The organism is Shewanella sp. AS16, assembly GCF_021412365.1.
Taxonomy (GTDB): Bacteria; Pseudomonadota; Gammaproteobacteria; order Enterobacterales; family Shewanellaceae; genus Shewanella; species Shewanella salipaludis.
The window spans coordinates 1-25,084 of the sequence record NZ_JAKCLK010000011.1 but is presented as its reverse complement, the minus strand read 5'-3'; the positions used below and the strand labels follow the sequence as shown (position 1 = coordinate 25,084).

20 protein-coding genes are annotated in these 25,084 nt (G+C 57.9%); 8 read left to right on the top strand and 12 right to left on the bottom strand.

Going from position 1 to position 25,084, the window contains the following annotated elements:
- Nucleotides 1–12 precede the first annotated feature (12 nt).
- The 8 genes from LZP73_RS17255 to gmk form a co-directional block, all read right to left on the bottom strand.
- Nucleotides 13–123: a hypothetical protein gene (locus tag LZP73_RS17255; protein WP_442800757.1), complete on the bottom strand. Its 111-nt coding sequence runs from the start codon at nucleotides 121–123 to the stop codon at nucleotides 13–15.
- 40 nt (nucleotides 124–163) lie between these two features.
- Nucleotides 164–283 (bottom strand): hypothetical protein, encoded by a 120-nt coding sequence (locus tag LZP73_RS17250; protein ID WP_442800756.1) that lies wholly within the window; start codon nucleotides 281–283, stop codon nucleotides 164–166.
- 39 nt (nucleotides 284–322) lie between these two features.
- Nucleotides 323–442, bottom strand: a complete 120-nt coding sequence (locus LZP73_RS17245; RefSeq protein ID WP_442800755.1) for a hypothetical protein — start codon at nucleotides 440–442, stop codon at nucleotides 323–325.
- Nucleotides 443–494: 52 nt separating this feature from the next.
- On the bottom strand, nucleotides 495–1,190 hold the full coding sequence (gene trmH, locus LZP73_RS17240; RefSeq protein ID WP_234236196.1) for a tRNA (guanosine(18)-2'-O)-methyltransferase TrmH: 696 nt from the start codon (nucleotides 1,188–1,190) through the stop codon (nucleotides 495–497).
- A 76-nt stretch (nucleotides 1,191–1,266) separates the two neighbouring features.
- Nucleotides 1,267–1,650 carry a RidA family protein gene (locus LZP73_RS17235; protein ID WP_234236195.1) on the bottom strand — a complete coding sequence of 128 codons (384 nt, stop codon included), beginning with the start codon at nucleotides 1,648–1,650 and terminating at the stop codon, nucleotides 1,267–1,269.
- A 54-nt stretch (nucleotides 1,651–1,704) separates the two neighbouring features.
- Nucleotides 1,705–3,810, bottom strand: coding sequence for a bifunctional GTP diphosphokinase/guanosine-3',5'-bis pyrophosphate 3'-pyrophosphohydrolase (spoT, locus tag LZP73_RS17230; RefSeq protein ID WP_234236194.1), 2,106 nt, complete (start codon nucleotides 3,808–3,810; stop codon nucleotides 1,705–1,707).
- A 30-nt stretch (nucleotides 3,811–3,840) separates the two neighbouring features.
- On the bottom strand, nucleotides 3,841–4,119 hold the full coding sequence (gene rpoZ / locus LZP73_RS17225) for a DNA-directed RNA polymerase subunit omega (protein ID WP_102531199.1): 279 nt from the start codon (nucleotides 4,117–4,119) through the stop codon (nucleotides 3,841–3,843).
- Between the two features lie 61 nt (nucleotides 4,120–4,180).
- Complete coding sequence (gene gmk / locus LZP73_RS17220; protein WP_234236193.1) at nucleotides 4,181–4,804, bottom strand: guanylate kinase; 624 nt, start codon at nucleotides 4,802–4,804, stop codon at nucleotides 4,181–4,183.
- A 287-nt stretch (nucleotides 4,805–5,091) separates the two neighbouring features.
- Here gmk and LZP73_RS17215 point away from each other — a divergent pair, with 287 nt between their 5' ends.
- The 3 genes from LZP73_RS17215 (at nucleotide 5,092) to LZP73_RS17205 (ending at nucleotide 9,262) form a co-directional block, all read left to right on the top strand.
- Nucleotides 5,092–6,366, top strand: coding sequence for a hypothetical protein (locus LZP73_RS17215; protein ID WP_234236192.1), 1,275 nt, complete (start codon nucleotides 5,092–5,094; stop codon nucleotides 6,364–6,366).
- 290 nt (nucleotides 6,367–6,656) lie between these two features.
- The gene (locus tag LZP73_RS17210; protein ID WP_234236191.1) at nucleotides 6,657–7,724 is read left to right on the top strand and encodes a phosphotransferase enzyme family protein; all 1,068 of its coding nucleotides are present in this window, start codon (nucleotides 6,657–6,659) and stop codon (nucleotides 7,722–7,724) included.
- 119 nt (nucleotides 7,725–7,843) lie between these two features.
- Nucleotides 7,844–9,262 (top strand): MFS transporter, encoded by a 1,419-nt coding sequence (locus tag LZP73_RS17205; protein WP_234236190.1) that lies wholly within the window; start codon nucleotides 7,844–7,846, stop codon nucleotides 9,260–9,262.
- 20 nt (nucleotides 9,263–9,282) lie between these two features.
- Here LZP73_RS17205 and LZP73_RS17200 read toward each other — a convergent pair whose 3' ends face one another.
- The 4 genes from LZP73_RS17200 to LZP73_RS17185 all read right to left on the bottom strand — a co-directional run bounded on the left by LZP73_RS17200 (nucleotide 9,283) and on the right by LZP73_RS17185 (nucleotide 12,466).
- Nucleotides 9,283–10,044 (bottom strand): sulfotransferase family protein, encoded by a 762-nt coding sequence (locus LZP73_RS17200; protein ID WP_442800759.1) that lies wholly within the window; start codon nucleotides 10,042–10,044, stop codon nucleotides 9,283–9,285.
- 138 nt (nucleotides 10,045–10,182) lie between these two features.
- The gene (locus LZP73_RS17195; RefSeq protein ID WP_234236188.1) at nucleotides 10,183–10,422 is read right to left on the bottom strand and encodes an ester cyclase; all 240 of its coding nucleotides are present in this window, start codon (nucleotides 10,420–10,422) and stop codon (nucleotides 10,183–10,185) included.
- 246 nt (nucleotides 10,423–10,668) lie between these two features.
- Entirely contained in the window at nucleotides 10,669–11,565 is an 897-nt protein-coding gene (locus LZP73_RS17190; protein WP_234236187.1) for a LysR family transcriptional regulator, read from the bottom strand.
- Nucleotides 11,566–11,686: 121 nt separating this feature from the next.
- Nucleotides 11,687–12,466 (bottom strand): HNH endonuclease, encoded by a 780-nt coding sequence (locus LZP73_RS17185; RefSeq protein ID WP_234236186.1) that lies wholly within the window; start codon nucleotides 12,464–12,466, stop codon nucleotides 11,687–11,689.
- A gap of 248 nt (nucleotides 12,467–12,714) precedes the next feature.
- Here LZP73_RS17185 and LZP73_RS17180 point away from each other — a divergent pair, with 248 nt between their 5' ends.
- The 5 genes from LZP73_RS17180 to LZP73_RS17160 form a co-directional block, all read left to right on the top strand.
- A complete protein-coding gene (locus LZP73_RS17180; RefSeq protein WP_234236185.1) occupies nucleotides 12,715–15,384 on the top strand; it encodes a YHYH protein in 2,670 nt (889 codons plus the stop codon).
- A gap of 29 nt (nucleotides 15,385–15,413) precedes the next feature.
- Nucleotides 15,414–16,067: a hypothetical protein gene (locus LZP73_RS17175; RefSeq protein ID WP_234236184.1), complete on the top strand. Its 654-nt coding sequence runs from the start codon at nucleotides 15,414–15,416 to the stop codon at nucleotides 16,065–16,067.
- 246 nt (nucleotides 16,068–16,313) lie between these two features.
- Entirely contained in the window at nucleotides 16,314–16,982 is a 669-nt protein-coding gene (locus tag LZP73_RS17170) for a response regulator (protein ID WP_234236183.1), read from the top strand.
- 177 nt (nucleotides 16,983–17,159) lie between these two features.
- Entirely contained in the window at nucleotides 17,160–18,506 is a 1,347-nt protein-coding gene (locus tag LZP73_RS17165; protein WP_234236182.1) for a sensor histidine kinase, read from the top strand.
- A 97-nt stretch (nucleotides 18,507–18,603) separates the two neighbouring features.
- Nucleotides 18,604–25,084: thrombospondin type 3 repeat-containing protein (locus LZP73_RS17160; protein ID WP_234236181.1), on the top strand; the 6,481-nt coding region annotated here is incomplete at its 3' end.

Sequence of the window (25,084 nt, the reverse complement as noted above, 5' to 3'; positions counted from 1 at the left end):
CCAGGGGCTTTTTTATATCATTGGGGCGCGCATCCTGTCCCACCAATCCTTATCGGCAAGTATCTGTCCATTTTGGTCTATGTGTGGATAGGGGATGCCCTTGCGCCGACAGGCCTTGGCCATAAGGGTTGGGGTGGCCCTCGTTCTGGCCGCCGTTGCCGGCTCAGGTGGTTTCCGGCATTGGGGCGCGCATCCTGTCCCACCAATCCTTATCGGCAAGTATCTGTCCCTGGTCGTCTATGTGTGGATAGGGGATGCCCTTGCGCCGACAGGCCTTGGCCATAGGAGTTGGGGTGGCCTTGTTCTGGCCGCCGTTGCCGGCTCAGGTGGTTTCCGGCATTGGGGCACGCATCCTGTCCCACCAATCCTTATCGGCAAGTATCTGTCCATTTTGGTCTATGTGTGGATAGGGGATGCCCTTGCGCCGACAGGCCTTGGCCATAGGAGTTGGGGTGGCCCTTTCTCGAAACTTTGCTCTAAGTTCTGTGCTCAGCTCAGGCAATTTCCGGCATTGGGGCGCGCATCCTGTCCCACCAATCCTTATCGGCAAGTATCTGTCCCTGGTCGTCGATGCGTGGATAGGGAATGCCTTTGCGCCGACAGGCCTTGGCGTAGATGGGGTGACCCTGTTCGAACAGCAGTTTCTGGCAATAGGCCTCATCCAGCTTGCGTGTGCCATACAGGCCGGCGGCGCGGCGCTGGCGCTCGGCCTCGAACAACAGCAGGCCGGCGGCGACCGAGACGTTGAGTGACTGCACCATGCCGACCATGGGGATGATGACCTGTTTGTCGGCCAGGGCTATCGCCTCCGGGCTGACGCCGTCTTTCTCGTGCCCCAGTATGATGGCCGTCGGGCGGGTATAGTCTATGTCACGAAAGTCCACCGCCTCATCGGAGAAGTTGGTGGCAATGATTTGCATGCCCTCGGCTTTGAAGCCGGCTGCGGCCTCATCGATATGATAATGCTTGATGGTCTTGACCCATTGCTGGCTGCCCGAGGCCGTGTTGCCCGAGACCCGCATCTCTATGTCGGGCCAGACGGCGTGGATCTGGTGGACGCCGACGGCATCGGCGCTGCGGATCACAGCGGCTATGTTGTTGGTCTTATGGACCTGATCCAGGCAGAGGGTGAGATCAGGCTGGCGGTTATCCAGCATCTGGTTGATGCGGGCGAAACGTTCCGGGCTCATATTCAAGATACTATTCAGGGTGATTGCTAGACAAAAACAAAAGGGCGCCGCGGCGCCCTCAGTGAAGTTGGATGGATTAGAGTTCCATCACGCCATCCATCTCGACCAGTGAGCCTTTTGGCAGTTCTTTCACGCCTATGGCGGCGCGTGCAGGGTAGGGCTGACTGAAGTAGCGGCTCATGATCTCGTTGACTGTGGCGAAATGCGACAGATCTGTGAGGAAGATGTTCAACTTGACTATGTCGCTCATGCTGCCGCCGGCGGCTGCGCACACGGCTGTCAGGTTGTCGAATACCTGGACCACCTGGGCGGAGAAGTCTTCGCTGACAATTTGCATGCTTTGTGGATCCAGTGGGATCTGGCCGGACAGGTAGACAGTGTTGCCGACCTTGACCGCTTGGGAATAGGTGCCTATGGCCGCTGGGGCCTTGTCTGTCGCTATGATGATCTTTTCAGCCATGAGGTGCTCTCTTTCCTTGTTAGGGTATTGAAGTTAAGGGCTAAGGTTGAAGGCTTAGCGGTTACGTGAGGTGCGCAATACTTCGGGAAGCACCCGGATACGACGCATCACGTTAGCCAAATGGACACGGTCATGGACAGATATCCTCAGATTGATCAGATATACCCGGCCGTCGCGTTCTTCGGTACTGAGATTATGAATATTTGAGCCTGCGGAGGCAATGATAGAAGTGATCTTCGCCAGCGCGCCCTGATGATTGACGATTTCCACCCTCAGATTAGCCTGGTATTCGACTCCATCGACATTGTCCCACTGCACAGGAATATACTTGTCCGGTTCGCCCTGATAACCGCGGATGTTGGCGCAGTTTTCCATGTGCACCACCAAGCCTTTGCCCGGGCTCACATGGGCTATGACCGCATCCCCAGGGATGGGGCGACAGCAATTGGCGAAGGTGACCAGCATGCCTTCGGCGCCGCGGATCGGCATGAGGTGGGCGTCTTTGTTTTCCTGGCTCTCAACCTTATCGCCCATGAGGCGCTGGGCTATGACTATGCTCATGGCATTGCCCAGGCCTATGTCGGACAGCAAAGAATTCAGTGAAGCGTGTTTGGTTTCGCGGATCACCTTTTCCAGTTGCTCCGCCGGTATGCTTTCGAGCTTGGTCTTGCCCAATGCATGGTTGAGCAGGCGCTTACCCAGGGCCACAGCGTCATCGCCCTTGAGGCTCTTGAGCACCTGACGTATCTTGGCGCGGGCCTTGCCCGTGACCACGAAGTTGAGCCAGGCGGCATTGGGGCGGGCGCCCTTGGCTGTGATGATTTCCACCGTCTGGCCCGAGATCAGCGGCTGACTCAGGGGATAGGCCTGGCGATTGACCTTGGCGCCGACACAGGTGTTGCCCACGTCGGTATGCACTTCGTAGGCGAAATCCACTGCGGTGGCGTTGACCGGCAACTCGAGGATCCGCCCCTCTGGGGTGAAGACGTAAATCTCTTCCGGAAACAGCTCTGTCTTGACGTTCTCGACAAACTCGAACGAGCTGCTGGCGCTCTGCTGCAGCTCCAACAGGCTCTGCATCCACTTGCGGGCGCGCACCTGGGTGGTGGTGCCTTGGGTGGGGTGAGTGCCGCCCTTATACATCCAGTGGGCCGCAACCCCCTTGTCGGCCATCTGATCCATGTCTTCGGTGCGGATCTGGATCTCGACCGGCACCCCATGGGGGCCGAAGAGCGAAGTATGCAGGGATTGGTAACCGTTGGCCTTGGGGATGGCGATGTAATCTTTGAAGCGCCCGGGTCTGGGTTTATACAGGCCATGCATGGCACCCAGCACCCGATAACTGGTATCTATGCTGTCGACTATGACCCTGAAGGCATAGATATCCATGACTTCCTGGAACTGCAATTCCTTATTGCGCATCTTGTTGTAGATGGAATAGAGGTTTTTTTCCCTGCCCTTGACCTTGCCCTTGATGCCGGCATCTTCGAGGCGGGTGTCTATGGCGGCTTCTATGCTCTGGATCAGTTCCTTGCGATTGCCCCTGGCAGCCTTGACCACTTCCTGCAATACCCGGTAGCGCATGGGGTAATAGGCTTGAAAGCCCAGATCTTCCAGCTCAGTCTTGATATTGTGAATACCCAGGCGGTTGGCGATAGGGGCGTAGATTTCCAGGGTCTCGCGGGCGATGCGGCGGCGCTTGTCGGGTCGCAATGCGCCCAGGGTGCGCATGTTGTGGGTGCGATCTGCGAGTTTGATCAGTATGACCCGGATATCCTGGGTCATGGCCATCATCATCTTGCGGAAGTTTTCTGCCTGGGCTTCTTTCTTGTCGCGAAACTTGAGCTTGTCGAGTTTGGAGACACCTTCGACCAATTCGGCGACCGCGGTGCCGAACAGTCCGGCGAGATCTTCCTTGGTGACCTGGGTATCTTCTATGGTGTCGTGCAGCAGGGCGGCCATCAGGGTCTCGTGATCGAGACGCATGTCCGCCAGGATGCGGGCGACCGCAACCGGATGGGTAATATAAGGTTCGCCACTCGTGCGCATCTGCCCTTCATGGGCATCACGCGCCACCTGATAGGCCTGCTTGAGTAATTCTACTTGTTCTGGTTCTAAATAACCCGATGCAGACTCTTTGAGACCTTCAAACAGATACAAGTGGCAGTTCCCCTCTTACAACTATGGGTCTTACAGTGAACGGCCTTCGGCAATGGCTGCCACTGCTGCGATCTCGGCAGCTTCGCGTTCACGTACGGTTTGGCGCTCATCCGCGTCCAGGGTGTTTGAAGTCACTAAACCAAGCTCGATTTCACGCAGGGCGATAACCGTTGGTTTATCGTTCATTTCTTCAACCATAGGGTCTTTACCCTGCACGGCGATTTGGCGAGCACGACGCGCCGCAACCAGGATCATATCAAAACGGTTGCCGATTTGTTCTACGGCGTCTTCTACAGTTACGCGAGCCATGTGTTGAAACTCCAGTGTTATCTATTGGGAAAAAATGACGCAAAATTGTACACGAAGACAGTTAGTCTGCCAACAGATCGTTAAGCATATCATTGTGTGTATGACATTGACTAGCGCGGGTTAAGCGCTGGCTGCCTATGATAACCCTTAAATCCGCTAACGCCTGCTCAAATTCATCGTTCACTATGATGAAATCATACTCGTCATAGTGGGACATTTCGGAAACCGCCTGGGCCATGCGGGCGGCGATCACTTCGCTGCTGTCCTGGCCACGGCCCGTGAGGCGGCGTTCGAGTTCGGCTTTCGACGGCGGCAGGATAAACACCCCAATTGCCTCGGGCATCAGGGCCTTCACCTGTTGCGCGCCCTGCCAGTCTATGTCGAGGAACACGTCTATGCCCTTGGCCAAGGTGTCTTCTATCACCCGGCGTGAAGTGCCATAAAAATTGCCGAACACCTCGGCCCATTCGAAGAAGGCCTCGTCGGCTATCAGTGCCTTGAACTGCTCGACGCTGACGAAATGATAGTGTTGGCCGTCGACTTCGCCGGGACGCGGGCTACGTGTGGTGTGAGAGACAGACACCTGCATATCGGCAGGGGCATCTTTGAGCAACGCCGAGAGGAGTGATGACTTTCCGGCGCCACTTGGGGCTGACACTATAAACAGGTTTCCGCGTGCGGCCATGTGCTGAATATCCAATTAAGTTAACGCAAACAAGGGCTGAGAGAGGAGTCGTCGGCTCTACTTGAACTGAAACTCGCTCCCGGCGCTCGATTCCGGCCCTGAGGGACGCGAGTCGAGGCTTAGGAGCCCATTATACAGATCCAGGCCCCATCCGCGCCAGCCCAGGGCCAAATTGTGCCGGAAAATGGCACTGTCACTGACATTCACGGCCAAATTGGTTACTCTCTTGGGCTGGGCGCCGTGGCTGAATGCTCGGCGTCAATTCGTTCATAACCTGAGGAAGAGTCGTGCTGTTAAAATCTCTTTTGTGTTTTCGTGGCCGCGATACCGGAGCCAGACTGGCCGCCGTCGGTAGCGCCGTTTATGGCGCGATTTCCATTACAGCCCTGTTGTTTGGCGCTAACTTCTTATTGGTCCTGCTGGGACTGGCGACCATGCCTGTGTTGGGGCTGGCCGGCTATCGGCGCCTGCGGGATGCCGACAAGCCCGCCTGGCTGAGCCTGATGCTGTTGTTGCCCCTGTTCGCCTATGTGTTGGTGCTGCTGTTGGGAGCCGGTCTGGCGGCTATCCTCTTGTGCCTGCTGCCGGCCGTCGCCGCGCTCGCCTGGCTGGCTTGGCTGCCACCCAGGTTATCCCTGACCTATGTGCAGGGCTATTGCGGTCCCGTGTTGACCCAGGCGGACTTAAGCCCCAAGCATAGGCGCAGGGTGGAACCTACCCTGGCGGGGCAGCAAGGCGCCGGGCCTGAGATGGCATTTCAGGACCCGAGCACTGCAGATCTTGGGGGCGGCTTGGCGGAGGACACAGGTTCGACGGCAAACGCCGCAGTGATTCATGGCTTTGCCGCTGGGCCGCAGGAGCCGACGCCCCATGCCTGGCAGGAAAGCCACCCGCAGGGGAATGCCGGGGAAAATGATGACGGCTATTGGGCCGACAAGCTGTGGCACGACAGCCAGGATAAGCAGGGCGACGCCGAGGCCTACGGGTCCGGCTCACTGACGGCGCTGTTGCGGCAGGGCATGCAAGGGGCTGCGGCGCTGGCACTGAGGTGCCGCCCCTATGGGAAATACCTGGGCGCCGGCCTGTTGGCCTTGGGCCTGTCTGGGCTGGTGTGGGCGCTGTGGCCGGATGCTGCCGCGCCAAGCGACACGCCGACGGCTGCCGGGGCCGTCACTCCCGAGACGGCACAGAGGCAGGTGCGCCGGGAAGTGAAGTTTGCCGATGGTTTCAGCCTGCAGTTGGAGGGGGAGGTGTTGCTGCTGCGCTGGCTGGGGGATAGCGGCGAGCCGCAGACCCTCTGGTCATTGGCGGATGCCAAGGGAGACAGACGTTGTGCCAGACTTGAGTTCAACAACGGCACCGTCTATCGCCCCATGCGGGTGACACTGGGAGCGGATACCGCCACCGAGGCCAGATTCTCGCCTCTGGACACCCGCGACATCATAGTGGATATCGCCAGACGCGGTAGCATCAGCCTCTGTGGTTATCGTTTCGACCTCAAGGGCAGCCAGAACACCCTGGAGCAGAGCAGGTATTTCGCCGACTACCTGAACCAGGGCTAGGCTATTAAGGCTGGTCAGGTCGGGGGCGTTTGCTTTACACTTTCGCCCCTGCCTGCGCCGCGTTTGGCAAGTCCGCATTGTCTGTATCTTTCGCTTGATGACTCGAGTCTTAGCTGAAACAGTCGGTCCTGCGCCGCAGGTCGCCCGCAGTCTGGTCATATGGGCGACTGCCAGGGGAGCGGCTGCCGATGTCATCCCGGGGCAAGCGCCTGTTGGCCAAGGTTATCTGCCGCCCTCGGGCATCCGGAGGAAGTCACTTGAGTACAACCAAAATTGATGGAGTTACTGGCTTGATAACATTGGTCCGGCAGTCCGTGCTGCCTCATTTCGGCATAGTGGCGGCAGACGCCAGAGTCGCACCGCTGGGCAATGGCCATATCAACGATACCCTGTTGGTGCGCTGGCCAGGTGGCGAGTTAGTGCTGCAACGCATCAATACCCAGGTCTTCAAGCAGCCTATGGCGCTGGTGGGCAATGCCGGCATGATAAGCCGGCATCTGGCCGTTAAGGCGGCGGCGGGGCAGTATGATCTCAAGATCATCAGCCCGCACCCGACCCTCGAGGGGCAGTTGGCCATAGATCTCGGCGAAGACGGCTTCTGGCGGGCGATAGCCTATCTGCCCCACAGCCACAGCATAGAAGTAGTGCAATCGGCGCAAGAGGCCGAGCTGGCCGCCAAGGCCTTCGGTCATTTCGCCAGGGCACTGAGCGATTTCGATGCCACTCGGCTCGAGGATGTGATCCCCCAATTTCACCATTTGCCCGGGCGCATCGCCGCGCTCGAACAGGCGGTCGCCGCCGACAGCCGGCACAGGCTGGCTCAATGTCGCACTTGGGTGGATTTTGTCCGTGCGCAGCAGGGGCTTTTGAGCGAGCTGGCCCTAGTCTCGCCGCAGCTGCCACTGCGAATTTGTCATAACGACACCAAGATCAATAACATGCTCTTCGATAAACGCGACATGTCCGGCATGGCCGTCATAGATCTCGACACCTGCATGAAGGGTCACCTCATGTATGATTTCGGTGACATGGTGCGGACCTTCTGCTCGCCGGAGGCGGAAGACTCGACGGCCCTGACGCGGGTGCGGGTGCGGCCGGAGATCTTCGCCGCCATCTGTCGTGGTTATTTGGCCGAACTCGGCGAAGTGCTGACGCCCTTGGAGAAACAGAGCCTGTGGCTGGGCGCCAGGGTGATATGCCTCATGATAGGGGTGCGTTTTCTGACCGACCATCTCAACGGCGATGTCTATTTCCATATCCAGCGCGAGGGCCATAATCTGGACCGCGCCGCCAACCAATTCACCCTGTATCAGAGCCTTCTGGAGCAAGAAGCGCCGCTCAGGGCCTGCCTGGCCTGAGATTTTTTCGGGCCGGCCGGCCCGGCGATTTCCCCTCTGCACTCTGGCTTTGGCGGCCGGGATCATCCATAATCGCGCAATTAACAACCTCTTGATTTCACGCGGACTCATCCCCGATTATGGCAATTCCAGCGCCATCTGGCCCAGGCTATGTTAACTGCCGCAGCGACCGCACCGCCTGGCTGCGGGGAACCCTGAAGCGCTCGCAGCAGGAGGCGCTGGCTTCCTCCACCATGACGGCCGCCAGCGACAACTTCTTCAACGCCTATGCCATCTTTCTCGGCGCCTCGCTGTCGCAGATGGGCTGGGTCACAGGCCTGCCGCAGCTGTTCGGCGCCCTTGCTCAGCTGCTGTCGGTCTGGCTCGCCAGCCACTTCTCCCGCCGCCAGTTCATCGTCTGCTGCGCCGTGCTGCAGGCGCTGACCGTGCTGGCGGTCGGTGCCCTGGCGGCCTGGTCGCCCGAACATCCAGTGTGGTACTTCATCGTCCTGGCCGTGCTGTATCAGGGGTTCATCAACCTGATCCAGCCCCACTGGCGCGCCTGGATGGGCAGCATAGTGCCGGAGAAGCGCCGCGGTGCCTTCTTCGCCGCCCGCACCCGCCTCACCATGGGCGCCTCGCTGAGCGTGTTCTTCGTCGGCGGCGGCATACTCAGCCTCACAGACTCGCGCGGCATGGCCTGGCTCGGCTTCAGCCTGCTGTTTGCCATCGCCGCCATGGGGCGGTTGGTGTCGGCCTGGTTGCTGCTGCAGATGCACGATCCCGACATCAGGACGGCCCGTGAGCCTGGGGTGTTTGTCCGCAGCCTGCAGAATTTTCGCGCTGCCTGGCAAGATCAGACCTTTCGCCACTACAGCCTGTTCGTCGCCGGCATGCAGGCCATGGTGGCGATCTCTGCGCCTTTCTTCGCCGTCTACATGTTGCAAGATCTCGGCTTCAGCTACCTGGAATTCGTGCTCGCCAGTGTCGCCTCCATCTCGACCCAGTTCATCAGCCTGAGTTTCTGGGGCCGTTTCAGCGACAGGTTCGGCAACCGGTTGGTGATGATCATCACCAGTTGCCTGATCCCCAGCTTGCCACTGTTGTGGCTGTTTGACGACCATTATGGCTACATATTGCTGCTGCAGGCCTTCTCCGGCTTCGCCTGGAGCGGCTTCACCCTCAGCACAGCCAATTACCTCTATGACATCAGGCCGTTCCGCTCTGACTTTGCCAGCTACGCCGCGCTGCAGGCGGCCCTGAGCGCTGCGCTGGTGTTCCTCGGTGCCATGGCGGGCGGCGCCATCGCCTCCCACGCCGCCGACTTCCTGGCTTGGTCCGGCTGGGGGGCTTGGCTGTCCAGCCCTATATTCCTGGTGTTCATGGTCTCCAGCCTGCTCAGGACCCTGGTCACCCTCTGGTTCATTCCGCGCTCGGTCGAGCCCAAGGTACGGCCCAGGCCCAAGCTGCTCGGGTTGGTGTTTCGCATTCGCGGCTTCAACGCCATCTCGGGCGTTGGCCTGGACTGGTTGACAGTGGTGAAGCGGCGCAAGGAGTGACAGGCGACAAGAGCTGAGCCCTAGGCGCTTCGCTCCTCCAGCTTATAGTCGAAAAATTTGCGGCTCTGCGGCCCGGCGCTGTTGGCATTGATCTTATTGGGATGTTTATACTCGCCCCAGCCGGCGACATCTCTGCCGACGTTCAATTTGGGAAAGTTCAGTTCCTGCACGCCATCCGTAGACTCATTGGCCTCGGCCGCTAGCCCTAAAAATTGCAGCAAAGTGCCGAGGCTGCCTTGCCGGCTTATGTCCAGTCTCAGGAAATCCTGCCGCCCATCGAAGTAAGCCAGCACCTCCTGTCTATGTATCTGATAACAGTTGGTTAGATGCTCGCTGTCTCTGGGATCTGCCACCCGGCCAACGCCGAAGGTGTGGCGAAAACTGCGTTTCAGCACTGGGTGAAAATAGCCCGTCTTCTCATCCAGGTGGGGCAGCATCTTGCCCAGCAGCATCTGCATAGACGCCAGCCAGCCGCTTATCTCCCGCTCCAGATAGACAAACCTGGCGCCGGGAAACAGCGCATCCAATTGGCGATAGTCGCTGAAACAGGGGGTATCGGCCACGGCATCGGCCAGCTCGAAGGCGCGCTTGGTGAAGGCCATGTGCGCCACCTTAAATCCGGCCTCCAGCAGTGCCACGCTGATGCTGGTGGTGCCGGTACGCGGCAGGCCCAGGATGAAGATTTTGCCGCCCTGGGCTTGGGGCTCGGGTTGCGATGGGGTGTTGGACATAGATGGGTTACTGTCTGTATCTGCCTGACGGGACGCGGGAGTATATCCCAGCCGCCAGGGCTTGTCGGCAGAAGTTGCACCGGCCCTGGCGGCTACGCCACCGCGCTTGAGCCGGAGCCGGGCCGTAACTTGGTTAACCCTGTGCAGGGCGGCGGTTTGCCTGAGTGTTGTTCTGACCCTGGATCAGCTTCATGTTTGGGTTCCCGCAGCGAGCTGTGCAAACAGGGTCTGATAATCTTCGAGGTGCCAGTTATCCGTGATCAGGCCACCTTGCACCCGATACAGGTCGACGGCGCGAAAGTCTATCTGCTGTCCCTGGCCCTGTTGCTCGCCAAATACCCAGCTAAAGTGGCCCTTGAAACGCAAACGGACAATGGCGCGATCGCCAACCACAAGTAAGTGTTCGACAGTCACAGACAGATCCGGCACCGCCGTCCTGAATGCCTTGGAGGCACGAGTGGGCCGGCAATTCCCTGTGCCCGGCCTTGGGCCAAGATGCAACAATTTTCGCAGGACAACCCCTTTCCTTAGGGCTTCAGGCTCGGGGCTTCGCCATATGCCGCCGCGTTCATGCGGCTCTTCCCGTGCGCGCTGCCCTGGTCTCCCAACATGCCCTTTTGATGCTGCGCTTCACCATGAATGCTTGGTCCGGACCTTAGCACTCAGCATACCGGGTTACGCCATGCTGCCATCGCCCAGTTTTTCCGCCAGAAAGGCCACCAGGGCGCTGACCTTGGCCGGCAGATGCTTACGCTTGGGGTAGACGCAGTAGATGCCATGGGGCGGCAGGGCATAACCGGACAGTAGCGGGACGAGTCGGCCGCTGCGCAGGTCGTCGCCGACGATGAATTCCGGCATGTTGGCTATGCCCAGGCCGTCCAGCAGCACGCTGTGGATGGCGTCGCTGTTGTTGACTTCGAAGTTGCCCTTGGGCTCGATACGCACTTCCCCCTCAGGGCCGAGAAAGCGCCATTCGCTGCCGCCGCGAAACAGGGAATAGAAGAGGCAGTTATGCTTGGCGAGATCGGCCGGGGTGCTTGGGGTGCCGTGTTCGGCCAGGTAGCTTGGGGCGGCGCAGAGCCGACTCAGGCAGGGGGCCAGACGCTTGGCCACCAGGCTGGAGTCCTCGAGTTCGCCGATGCGGACCGCCAGATCCAGGCCCTCGGCGATGAGATCCGTCTGGCCATCGTCCATGGCCAGTTGCAGGCGAATGCCCGGGTAGCGGCGCAAGAACTCGGGGATGACGGGGGCTATGTGGCGCCTGCCGAAGACCATGGGCACAGTGACCCTGAGCAGGCCTTTGGGGGCCTGTTGCAGCTCGCTGATGGCATCTTCGCCTTCTCTGGCGAAACGCACCGCCTGACGGGCGCTGTCATAGTAACGCTCGCCGGCTTCGGTCAGGCTCAGACTGCGGGTGGTGCGATACAGGAGCTGCGCTCCCAGGCCGATTTCCAGCTGGCTGATGCGTTTGCTCACCGCCGACTTGCTGATCCCAAGTTTTGATCCGGCCGCCGAAAAGCTGCCGCATTCCACCACGGTAACGAACAGGGGTAATGCCGAGAAATGTTCCAATTTGGGCCTTCGCTCTTGTCCGGGTCGAGTCAATTTTTACTCAACACTGCCACTATGTTTAGTGGGATTGTAGAATATTTGGAGGCAATATGGATCATCCAGCCTGTGCGCTAGCTTGAGCCTAGCGCTGCTTATGAAAGATTTCGCTCCTGTGGTGCTGAAGAAAAATGGGATTGGGTAGATGTTTACTCGGGTTGGTAATAGGTTTTCCTTCATAGGGCTCGAAGCTGCTAGCAAGGTAGTCGTTGTTACTGTTCAAAAGTTTTGGTGACAGCATGAGCTCCAGATGCTCGTTTAAGCTGATGAGTCCCTTGTCAAAGGCGGCGTCGTGTAGTCTCGAGAGACACAGGCCGTTGCTTGGGTTTAGTCTTTGCTGCGGATCTCGGCTCCAGGGCACTATATGACTGGCGATCAGCAGTTCTGGAATATCTATGCCCGTGATGCAACAACGAAAGTCGTAGGCGCTAAGGACGACAGCACGAAACTGCTGCTGACCGACGCGGGTTTTGATTATCGCTAGCTTTTCTGGGCCATGAAAGTCGTCAAGCTCAAGGCTCGGGTCGGGGTTGACGGCCTCTGGGGACTGAAGCTTGCTGATTTTATTGAACGCCTCGCTGGCATTGAAGTAAAAGTTCTCCCAATCCCGAGTCATCTCCTGCCACATTTCCCTATCGGCCTTAGCTGCGCCGGAGAGGCCCGAGCGTCCGCTCGCCGTAATGCTGGGATCGCAACTGGCTATGTTCGCCATCTTCATGGATAAGGAGGAAGGCGTTCGGCCCATCAGTTTGGCGGTATTGATAATCTCGGGATTGCGATGGCTGATTTTACCAAAGGGAGTTTGGTTATAGAGGTGGAAAGCAACCAACAACTCGTCCCGCGTCCAGCTGCGTCTCTCTGTCATGTTCTTTCCTTGAATTACCCGAGTGTAAGTGCCGATTATCTTGTTAACTTAAAAGGAAATTCAACTGCTAATTTGAATCGAGTGATTCGCTTTCGGCAAAGTCGTGGTTGGACTAGCAGGCTGACGTGTAAAATTTGCCGCCAAATCCGCAACTGCATATTTCCTGCACATTAGCCCTCTAGAGTGTGCCTAATGCATGAGCGCCATGCTCATTCTCTTTCCCTTGCATTCGATTATAGAGGTGGTCAATGTCCAGAAAATTACTCTTCCCCCTGCTGGTGGCGGCGGTACTGACCGCCTGTGGCGGCGGTGACGGTGCCGGTGACAGCACTCAGGATAACGGCAGCGGCGCAGGTACAGGTGGCACTGGCACAGGAGGCACTGGCGGCACAGGAGGCACTGGTGGCGGTACGGGCACGGGCAGCAGCGACAGCCCAACCCTGACCCAGGGGCCGGCCAGTGTGGAACAAGCCAACCTGTTTTCTGCCGGCAGCCGGGTGGCCGCGCTGGGGCGCAGCTTCGACGGCGATGGCGGCTCCTGGCTGGTACCGGCCGAGGTGCGTTATCAGGACAGCACTGTGCCCATGGCGAGCGATCTCTACAATGCTTACGTTTCCGGCCACAGCTATGCCGATTCGGCGGCCGCCATCGCGGCCCTGGATGCCAATGGCAGCGACATAGTGGAGATTGATGCCGATGGTGAGGTGATAAGCGCCTTTATCTTCGCCGACAACTACTTCGAGCTGTATGTGAACGGCGTCGCCGTCGCCAAAGATCCCGTGCCCTTTACCGAGTTCAACTCCAACATAGTGCGCTTTCGGGTCAAGCAGCCCTTTACCGTGGCCATGCATCTTGTGGATTGGGAAGAAAACCTGGGCACAGGCACAGAAAACAACCAGGGCAGCAGCTTCCATCCCGGCGATGGCGGCATGGTGGCCCTGTTCAAGGATGCCAGTGGCAACATCATAGGCAAGACCGACAGCAGCTGGAAGGCACAAACCTTCTATACCGCGCCCATCACGGACACGACCTGTCTGAGCCAGAGCGCCGGGCTGCGCGCCAGCAGCAGCTGTGCCACCACGGCCCCCTCGGACATAGCCACTGTATACGCCGCCCACTGGGCGGTGCCGGAAAACTGGGCCGCGAGCGACTTTGACGATTCGCTCTGGCCGAACGCCTACAGCTACAGCAACACCACGGTTGGGGTCGACAACAAACCTGCCTACACCCAATTTACCGATCTGTTCGATAACAGCGTGAGCGATGCCCAGTTTATCTGGAGCAGCAACCTGGTGCTGGATAACGAGGTGCTGGTGCGGGCCACCATAGGCAGCTCGGGCACAGGTACGGGCAGCGGCTCCTCAGGTGACTTTTTCCTGACCAGTCCGGCGCTGAAATCCAAGCTGATATTGCCTCTCAGTGCCACCTGCGAGGGTGCGGACAATGGCAAGATGCTGCCCCTGTCCTGGGACAATGCCCCTGAGGGCACCCAGTCGTTTGCCCTGGTCATGTACACCTTCCCCAATCCTGCGGACACAGACTTTGCCGGTGCCCACTTTTATCAGATCCAGTACGACATACCCGCCGCCACCACGGCCCTGAGCGAGGGGGATCAGGGCACAGGGGTGTACGGCATCAACTCGGTGAACGGCCAGCAGCTGTATTCCGCCCCCTGCTCCCAGGGAGCGGCTGAACACACCTATATCCTCAGCCTCTATGCCCTGTCGGCCCAGGTGGGCAGCCTGGGCTTAACCGCCGCCAGCACGGATCTGGTTGCCCTGGAAAACGCCATCGAAGGCAAGGTGCTGGGCAGCGCCAGCCTGCATATGACCCGGGTACGCTATAACCCCAATAACGACGAGCATGTACCGACCAGCACCCCAAGCGACTGCGCCACCAAGTCAGCGGCCTTCGAAGACTATGCAGGTCTGGTGTCTGTCAGCTGCGACAGCAGCACCATGACGGTCAATACCCTGGTGGGCCTGCCGGATCGCTCGCAATTGGATGTCGACAAGGCCAACGTCGGCACCCATTCCTGGATAGGCCGGGTACCGCTGCCGCAACAGCCCAGCTGGTCCGTGCCCCTGGTGCCCCAATACCTGGCAAGCACCGGCAGCAACCTCAACATTCACTACCCCATAGGCATAGCTGTCGATGGTGTGCCTATTCTGCACTATGCCAAGGAGAACAGTGCGGACGAGGTCGCGCAGTTGGGCCAGGACTACAGCAGCCGAGATACAGTGCTGCTGGGCGAACTGGATCAGTGTGGCGCCCATGCGGGCAACGGTGAGGACTACCACTACCATTATGCCCCCCTGTGTTTGATGGACACCCAGGATCCTTCCAAACCGCTGGCCTACATGTTTGACGGCATACCCCTGTACTTCGGCACCGGCGGCGGCCAGCTGACCAGCGGTGGGGTCGATTACGGCGGCGGTCGCTACACATCACTGGATTACAGACCGCAGAAGGTGAAAACCGGTGAGCGGCCGCTGGATGAGTGCAACGGCTACGATCTGCACGGCGACGGCAGCGAGTATGTGTATTACTCCACTAAAACCGCGCCCTACACCATAGGCTGCTATCGCGCCGAGGCCAGCCAGTCAACGGCCATGCAGACGGTCGCGGCCCACTGGGAAAACGAGCGTCTGCAGGATTTCACCTTCGGCACAGAGGTGGAACTGACGGACTACGACAGCCTCAGCCTGAATGGCGCCACCTGGACCTATATAGAGGTGACCCCGAGCGCGGACAACAGCCATATTCCCGCCGGTAATGTCGCCATGATCCTCTATCGGCCTCTGGTCGCGGGCGAGTCGGGTTACCAGGCCGGCAAGGATTGCTACCGCTTCCGCTATCGGCTGGACAAGAACGACACCACGGGCAGCAATGACCTGGTGACGGCGCATTGCCGATAACCTTGGCCCATAAACGTAAGGAGAAATGAATGATGAAGAAACGGATATTGCCGCTGCTCGCCCTCTGCGCCGGCCTGATCTCCATGACAGGCGCCAGTGCTCATGGGCTCAACATGACCTCGGCCAACATTAGCCTGAGGCAACACAACCACCTGTCGCTGACTGTGGCCACCTCACTGACGGCCCTGTTTCACCGACTGGAGTGGCAGGGCAAGCCGGCGTCGATCGCCCATCTGGTGGCCGATGAGGCCAAACTGGCAGAGTTTCACCGCCAGCTGGTGCAGGTCTTTGCCGAGCGGCTGACCATCTCCATAGACGGTCAGCCCCTGGCCAGCCGCCAGACCCGGGCCCCCAGCCTGGCACAGCTGAAGCAGCGCCTGGAGGAGGAAATTGCCGAGGCCCTGCTGCCCCCCCATAAGGCACAAGGGCAGGCTCATGACCATGGGGCACACGAGGCCATGCCACACGAAGCTCTTTCTCACGAGCCGCTCTCTCATGAGAAATATCAGACCCTGGTGATCCATATCGATGGCTTCATGCCACGCGCCGTCAAGGCCGAAATGCTCAATGTGCACTTTCCACCAGCCCTCGGGCCAGTGCTGACCAACTACAGCGAGCCGCGCAGCCAAACCTTGACCCCGGGGGCCGATGGCAGCAGCCTGCAGATAGGGCTCAGGCACTGATAGCGGCAGGCGCAGCCAACCCGGGCAAGCGCAAGGCGGCAGATCCGTCCGGCCCAGGGCGCAGCCTCTGTGGCATGATAGAGGCTGCGCCTCGCCTTTGGGCCGATTATCCATTAGCATCCTGTTACCCCGTCCGGTGTTACCGCTGGATGATGACAGTGAGCCTGTTGAGGCTCCCGAACCGGCACAAGAGTCAAGCCAACACTGACTTTGCCAACTTAGTTTCTATAAGAATAAGACGAGCCGATGACACACAAGGTTTTTATCGTAGAGGATGAGAAAAGCATCGCCGAGGTGATGCAGCTCTACCTGCAGGCCGAGGGACTCGAGACCCGGGTCTTTCACGACGGCAATGCCGTGGTGGAGGCGGTGCGCTGCGACGCCCCCAGCCTGATGCTGCTGGACCTGATGCTGCCGGGCAAGGACGGGCTGAGCATCTGCCGCGAAGTGCGGGCCTTTTCCGAAGTGCACATCATAATGACCACGGCCAAGGTCGAGGAAGTCGATCGCTTGCTGGGACTGGATACAGGCGCCGACGACTATGTCTGCAAGCCCTACAGTGCCCGAGAGGTGGTCGCCAGGGTGCGGGCCGTGCTGCGTCGCCTCGACGGTCGCCTGACCTCGGCTGGCCCGCAATTGTCTGTGGACGAATCCAGCCTGACGCTCGGCTATGGCGGTCACAAGGTGATCCTGACGGCGCTGGAATTCAGGTTGTTCCATCTGCTCTACAGCCATCCCAACCGCATCTATTCCCGGGGGCAAATTCTCGACCTGCTCTACAGCGACTTTCGGGTGCTGTCGGAACGCACTGTGGACAGCCATATTCGCAACCTGCGCAGGAAGCTGGCACAGTTGGAGTCGCCCGATGAGATGATCCGCTCCATCTATGGTCTGGGCTATCGCTTTGAGACCTGAGCTTGAGGCTTGAGTTGCGAGGCTTGAGTTTTGAGAGCGGGGTTCGGGGGAGGGGGGCAAAACAGGCGTAAAATCACAGGCTACTGCACATTCGCTGCATATTGCTGTGTTTTACTCTGTACCATCAACAGCTTTATTGCACTCTCAGTGGTGTTTTTGCATCAGCAAGGAAAAGGGATGTTCGATTTTTTACGTACCAGCCATATTTTAGGTCAGCCCCTTGCCGAGGATGATATTGACCTCAGACGCAAGCGGGTGGTGCTCCATGGCCTGCTGCTGGCCATTATCCTGCTGCTGCTGGTGTTCACCTTCTACAACCAGCTGCGGGGCATGTGGCCCATAGCTCTGCTGGACGCCGTGGCCCTGCTGGTCTGCACCCTGGCCTATTTTCGCCTGCGCCGCAGCCAGGGCCAGTCCGCGGAGCGGCAGGCAAGCGTGCTGCAATCGACGGCGCTGCAGATAAGTCTGATTTTGATAGTGTTTCTCTGGGCCCTGGCCTGGCAGGGCCGGGCGGAAAACTTCATCCTGATCTGGACCTTATTCCTGCCTGTGTTCGTGTTCATGCTCAATGGCCGGGCCTTGGGGGCCGCCCTGGTGGCTGTGTTTTACCTGGTGCTGTTTGCCATGGCTTTTACCCATCTGGGGCAGTGGCAGGAGGGCGCCTGGAATCAGGTCAGCCTGATTCGTTTCGTGCTGGCTTCCCTGGTCATGGTCTTTACCTGCTATTTCAGCGAGTTGACTCTCAATCGTGCCCATCTTGAGCTGCAAAGATCCCATGGGGAGGCCCAAAAATTGATGCTGGAACGCAATGCCCTGATGCTCGACACCCTGGCCAAACAGGAAAAGCTGCTCACAGATGTGTCCCATGAACTGAGAACCCCGCTCAGTGTGTTGAGAATGAAGCTGGAAGCCATGCAGGATGGGGTCATGGCGCCCAGCAGCGCCAATATCGAGGGGCTGCTGAAACACATGCAGCAGCTGGATGCCTTCATCTCGGACCTGTCCCAGGCCAGCAAGCTGGGCCAGACCCGGCTCGATGGCAACTCGGTGCGGGTGGAATTGCAAGATTTCCTGCCGCGCTGGCTCACCCGCTTTCAGGGCAGCGCCGCAGAGAGGGGCTTGCAGTTGACCCGGGATCTTCCCTTAAGCGATAACTGCCCGGCATTGCTGGATGAAGCCAGCTTTGCGCTGGCGCTCGGCAAGCTGATGGAAAACAGCCTGCGTTATACCCGGGCGCCCGGCAGCATAAGGTTGGGTCTGCAGCGCCACAGCGACACCATAGTTATCAGTCTGGAGGACAGCGCCCCCGGCGTGGCTGCTGACCGGCTTGAGCGCCTGTTCGAGCCCCTGTATCGGCTGGAGGATTCCCGCAACCGCGACACGGGTGGCGCGGGTCTGGGCTTATCCGTGGCCAAGTCCATCATCCAGGCGCACCGGGGTCAAATCCAGGCCACCCAGTCGCCACTTGGCGGCCTGCGCATGGTGATCACCCTGCCGGTACTGACTGAGCCCGTGACGCTTTAGTACAATTTTTTCCCGACGCTTTCCCGCCTTTTGCATTTTTCCTGCACTTTTGCCTGTTTTAATGTGGGGTAGAAGATTCTATGCGGGGAAATACAGCATGATGCGTTTGTTAATTTGGATTCTGTTAATCGGCTTGTGCCCGGCACAGAGCCTGATGGCCGCCAGTTTGCAAAAGCAATCGGTCACGGTCGATGGTGTTGCCAAAGATGTGACCTATGTTAATGACGCCGATAATCTGGTGTTTTTTCAGGCGATAAATCCGTCCAAGCCGGGCTTTGCTACCGAAGCCGATGGCAAATGGATGTACGCTACCAGTGATGGCTCAACCCCGCCCAATACCACAGCAGTAGGTATGCAGTTTAACGGCGCACCGGCGCTGTTGGGTATTCCGGCGGAAACGGGCACTTTAACTATTGGCGCTAATAACCAGATCGCCGACCTGTGGACCAACCGTATTTTCCAGCGCCCTGTGGTATTTGTCAGCCTCGAAGACCCTAATCTAAACCCCGGGGTGAGCATAGTGCCCACGGCACCCATTACCGCCGGCAATCAGTTTTTATTTGATGTGCGTCAGGCAACAGGCTTTGCCGCCGATTTAACCGGCGCCAAAGTGCACTATATGGTGGCCGAAGAAGGCTGGCACCGACTGGTTGACGGTCGTATGTTGTTGATTTCCACTGCCGAGGTTAAGCACACCGGTTTTAGCGGCCAAAGTATTGCGCTCGGTGCTAGCTTTACCGATGCAGTGACGGTGGCTCAGCTGCAGCGCCCTATGTTGTATAAAAACAGCCTGGGGTTTCGTCAGCTGGACGACGTTACCCTTTACCAGGGGGCAACCGTCACCAGTGGTACGGGTAATTTAGATAGTATTACGCTGCGCCTGATGCAGCAAACCAGTGTCGAACAGGCCAACAGCGAGACGGTTTACGCCGGTCGTGTTGGCTTTATGGTGCTGGGTGACATCAGCAGTATCGCCAATACCTTTAAAGTGGTCAGAGATACCAATACCAATATCCGCGGCGGCAGCTATTTAACGGTACCGCAAGCAAACTTTCAGTTCTTCCCGCACAGTGCCGCCACCTCTCCCTTATTAAATCGGGCAGCCTGTGCTGAGGATGATGATGTGCAAAACTTTTGCGCTTATGTCTCGATGCCGGTCGATGCCATGAGCCGGGGTGTGTTTAATACACCGCGCCTGCCGTATGTAAACAGCGAGTATGAGCCGCTGGAAATGGAGCGTACCTTTTACTCTGAAGTGGAGTGGGATTGGGAGAGTGTCACTGAGCCGGAAATGCTGAATCCGGTGACCGACACTGACCAGCAGCCTATTGTCGGTACGCTGGCCAAAATGTTCCCGAATTTTGTCGCGGACCGCGGCTGGGATGAGGTGATATTTGGCAATGACAATACCTGGCACTGGTTAGCGACGTATCACTACAATACCTGTGTGTTCGACAATGTGCACACCGCCTGTGTCGATTATGCACCGGGCAATAGGATTGTTGAAGACAACGATATTCAGTGGGTTGGCAGTGCCAATTGGGACAATTCGGATTCTCAGGTCAACTTTAAAGGCGGTGGCCACCCCGCTGCGACGCCGGCCCAGAATTTATTAGCCGTATACGAATATAACCGCAGAAGTTATACCTATTTTAAAGAACGCCTGACGCCACCGGATTGGGCGGCCAGTCAAACCCTTAGTTATTTGAATATCGACCGGACAACACCGGTTCATCGCACGCAGCTCTCCTATCAGAGAGCCAGTTACGATGAAACCATCGATTTGTTATCCAAATATGCCGATACCTGGCAATTTATTGGCGTGAATGTAGAGGCTGCTTCAACCGAGTGGTATTGCGGTACCTGCGATGGCCCGCTGCCAGGCATCGACACCGGCGATTATAAGACTCAAGAATACTTACATATTCAAGTGCCGTATAACAGTAGTACCGACGGTTTAGGGAAGTCGCCCTGGTACACACCTGGCAGCGTCCGGCCTCATGTCGATAAAGTAGGGCAAAAAATGCGCGTTGGCGACTATCTGTTTGCCAATATTGCGTATTCTGTTGATGCAACAAATTTTGTCTGGTTACGCTCGGCGACCGGGCAAGTCAGTGATGCAACCGTGGTTGCCACCAATGTGTTTGGTTATCAGGCGACGGTGGATGATGGCAATGCCTTTGTCACCATGTGTATGACCTTTCAAAGCAGCCAGCGTTGCGGTGACTGGATACAGGTTGGGCAACTACCGCTGGCCTCTGAGGTAAAAATCACTGCAGAGATGGACCAGCCTATCGCCGGTTTTGGCTTGATTGGTCAGTACACTTATACCGCGCCTGACGCAGGCAACTACAGCCTGGAGTCACAAAGCCTGTACCTGTGGCAGCAACTGCAAAATGCTAGCTGGACCACTATGGCCGGACAAACTGAGCGCACTTTTGCTGTGAATGTTGCTGCCGGTACGCAGATACGTTTCTGTGTGACGCCGCGCACGGTCGGTGGCGTGCTCGGAGAGCAGGTTTGTTCTGCCAGTGTAACTATGCAGCTGGATACCGACAGCGACGGCATCGCAGATGACAGAGATAGTGATGATGACAATGATGGCAAACCTGACTGGGCAGACGCCTTCCCTACAGATGCCACCGAATGGCTGGATACCGATCGTGACGGCATTGGTAACAACTCGGATACCGATGATGACAATGATGGTTTAAGCGATGCCGATGAAATTACTGCGGGCTCAGATCCGTTAAATCCGGACTCTGACGACGACGGCGTGCTCGATGGCGCAGATCCGAGCCCGACGGTGGCGGGTGATTTAGCCGATTTTGACAATGACGGCATCGCCGATATTGTTGATGAAGACCGCGACAACGATGGCGTGGTGGATTTTGTCTATCAGATAGAGGGCACTGTAGAATTACAAACCCTGGCAGATGAAAATGACGTGGTACTTAACTGGGCGCGTATCGATGACAACCCTTACCATGCATGTACTGCCAGCCAAATCACGGTTAGCAGCAATGCCGACAGTGGCCCGGGGACATTACGTCAGGCGATAGCGGATTTATGTGCCAGTGCACTTGGAGCAGATCTTAACACCATTACGTTTACCGGCCCGATGACGATCATGCTGCAGTCGCCTTTGGTGATCAGCAAGGGCATGAAGATTGATGGCAACAAAGAGGTTGTGCTCGATGGTCAAAACGCCACGGCCATTTTTAACGTAGCATTGGTCGATAGGTTGACCAGTAGCCAGTTTCCGCATCTGGTGGGGCTAACGCTGCAAAACGGTGTGAATGATGACGAGGGCTATGGCAGCGCTATCCATATGTACTCATCGTCTTATTTACTGCTGGATTACAGCCTGATCGACAATATGGCAGCGCCGGCCATCGCAGGTGATAACTTCAAGCTTTATACCGATAATAGTTTGCTGAGCAACATTAGCGGTGAGTATGCGGCTATTGCGGCAGAGCAGGGCCATGTTGCGCTGTTCTCCAGCACCCTTTACAACAGCGAAGGTGGCGCGATAACTATTAAGGACAGCGGCACGGCGCAGCTGCGCAACAGCTTACTGCTAAAAGGCCCAAGCGGCTCTACGGTGTGTAATGTTGACACCTGGGAGCAACAAACCGCCAGTTGGGTTGAAGACAGCGAGTGTGGTATCACATCTTCTGGCTATGTTGAGCTGGCCGATCCGGACAATGGCGACTACCGGCCGGTGCCGGGCAGTGCCAATATCGATGCCGGTGAAGCCGGTGAGTTAGATAGCGGGAAAGTCGACATATTGGGGCAGCCGCGCGTATCTGGCCTGTATGATGAAGCCGCGCCCGGCGGCCCTGTGTATCCCAAAATGGATATCGGCGCTATCGAATATGTGTTTGCCGGCGACTTCGACAATGACGGTGTAGCAGATGGTCAGGATGCATTCCCAAATGATCCGACTGAAACGCTTGATAGCGACAGCGATGGTGTCGGCGATAACGCCGATGCCTTCCCCAATGATCCAGACGAGACATTGGATACCGACCAAGATGGTATAGGCAACAACGCCGATTTGGATGATGACGGTGATAACGTCGCCGACACGGACGACGCCTTCCCGCTGGATGCTAGCGAGTGGCTGGATACAGATGCCGATGGCATTGGCAACAACGCCGATACCGATGACGACAACGACAATGTCCCGGACAGCTCCGATGCCTTCCCCTTGGATGCCACCGAATCCATGGATACCGATGCCGATGGCATAGGCAACAATACCGATAGCGACGATGACGGCGATGGCGTGTTGGATACCGGCGATCTGTTCCCGTTAGACGCGTCTGAATGGCTGGATGCCGACTTGGACGGTACCGGCAACAACGCGGATCTTGATGATGACAACGACGGTGTTGCGGATCTGGCCGATGCCTTCCCCTTTAACGCCGCCGAATGGCTGGATACGGATCTCGATGGTATAGGCAACAATGCCGATTTGGATGATGACAACGATAATGTGCCGGACAGCGCCGATGCCTTCCCTCTGGATGCCGGCGAGTCTGTTGATACGGATCTGGATGGCATAGGCAATAACGCCGATCCCGACGATGATAACGACAATGTGCCGGACAGCTCTGATGCCTTCCCTCTGGATGCCAGCGAGTGGTTGGACTCGGATCTCGACGGCATAGGCAACAACTTGGATACCGACGATGACAACGATGGCGTGTTGGATATAGTCGATGCCTTCCCCTTCAATGCCGGTGAATACCTGGATAGCGACTCGGACGGCATAGGCAACAACGCCGATACCGATGATGACAATGACGGCGTTGTGGACAGCGACGATGCCTTCCCGCTGGATGCGACCGAGTCTGTCGACACCGATGTTGACGGCATAGGCAACAATGCCGATACCGATGATGACAACGACGGCGTGCTGGACAGCGACGATGCCTTCCCGTTGGATGCGACCGAGTCTGCCGATACCGACCTCGACGGCATTGGCAACAATGCGGATTTGGACGACGACAACGACGGCGTAGTGGACGGCGAGGATGCCTTCCCGCTGGATGCAACCGAGTCTGTCGATACCGACCTCGACGGCATAGGCAACAATGCCGATACCGACGATGACAACGACGGGGTAGTGGACACAGAGGACGCCTTCCCACTGGATGCAACCGAGTCTGTCGACACCGACAAGGACGGCATAGGCAACAATGCCGATACCGACGATGACAACGACGGTGTAGTGGACAGCGAGGATGCCTTCCCGCTGGATGCAACCGAGTCTGCCGATACCGACCTCGACGGCATAGGCAACAATGCCGATCCCGATGACGACAATGACGGTGTAGTGGACAGCGAGGATGCCTTCCCGCTGGATGCCAGCGAATCTGTCGATACAGACGGAGACGGCATAGGCAACAATGCCGACAGCGATGACGACAACGACGGCGTAGTGGACACAGAAGATGCCTTCCCGCTGGATGCGACCGAGTCTGTCGATACCGACCTCGATGGCATAGGCAACAATGCCGACACGGATGACGACAACGACGGTGTAGTGGATACAGAGGATGCCTTCCCGTTGGATGCGGCAGAATCTGTCGATACCGATGCCGACGGCATAGGCAACAATGCCGATACGGATGACGACAACGACGGCGTAGTGGACAGCGAGGATGCCTTCCCACTGGATGCAACCGAGTCTGTCGACACCGACAAGGACGGCATAGGCAACAATGCCGATACCGACGATGACAACGACGGCGTAGCGGACAGCGAAGATGCCTTCCCACTGGATGCCAGCGAATCTGTCGATACCGACAAGGATGGCATAGGCAACAACTTGGATACTGACGATGACAACGACGGCGTAGTGGATACAGAGGATACCTTCCCGTTAGATGCGGCAGAATCGCTCGATACCGACAAGGATGGCATAGGCAACAACTTGGACGCTGACGATGACAACGACGGCGTAGTGGACAGCGAGGACGCTTTCCCACTGGATGCCAGCGAGTCTGTCGACACAGACAATGACGGCATAGGCAACAATGCCGATCCGGACGATGACAATGACGGTATCAGTGATGAAGATGACGCCGCGCCGCTGGACCCGAGCATTGGCGATACCCAAAAGCCGGTGTTTGCCGAACTGGTGCCACTGACCTTTGAAGCCACGGGGCCGACCACGGCAGTGACCCTGCCAGAGCCTGTGGTAACAGACAATATCAGCACCATACTGACGCTAAGCTCGGATCTGGCGCCGGAGCTGGCCCTGGGCGAGCACCTCATTACCTGGACGGCGACCGACGGGGCCGGTAATCAGGCCATTGCCGAGCAGTTGGTAACCATCGTCGATACTACGGCGCCTGAGTTTGATGTGCTGGATACCTTGGTTATTAACGCTACTGGCCGCCTGACCGATATCAGCGCGCTGTTGAATATCAGCGCCTTTGATCTGGTGGACGGTGATGTGACAGCAACCCTGGTTGGCAGCAGTGAGCTGGCAAGTGGCGCCCATGAGCTTGAGCTTGGCGCGACCGACAGCTCTGGCAATACCGCCACCACGATGTTAACAGTGC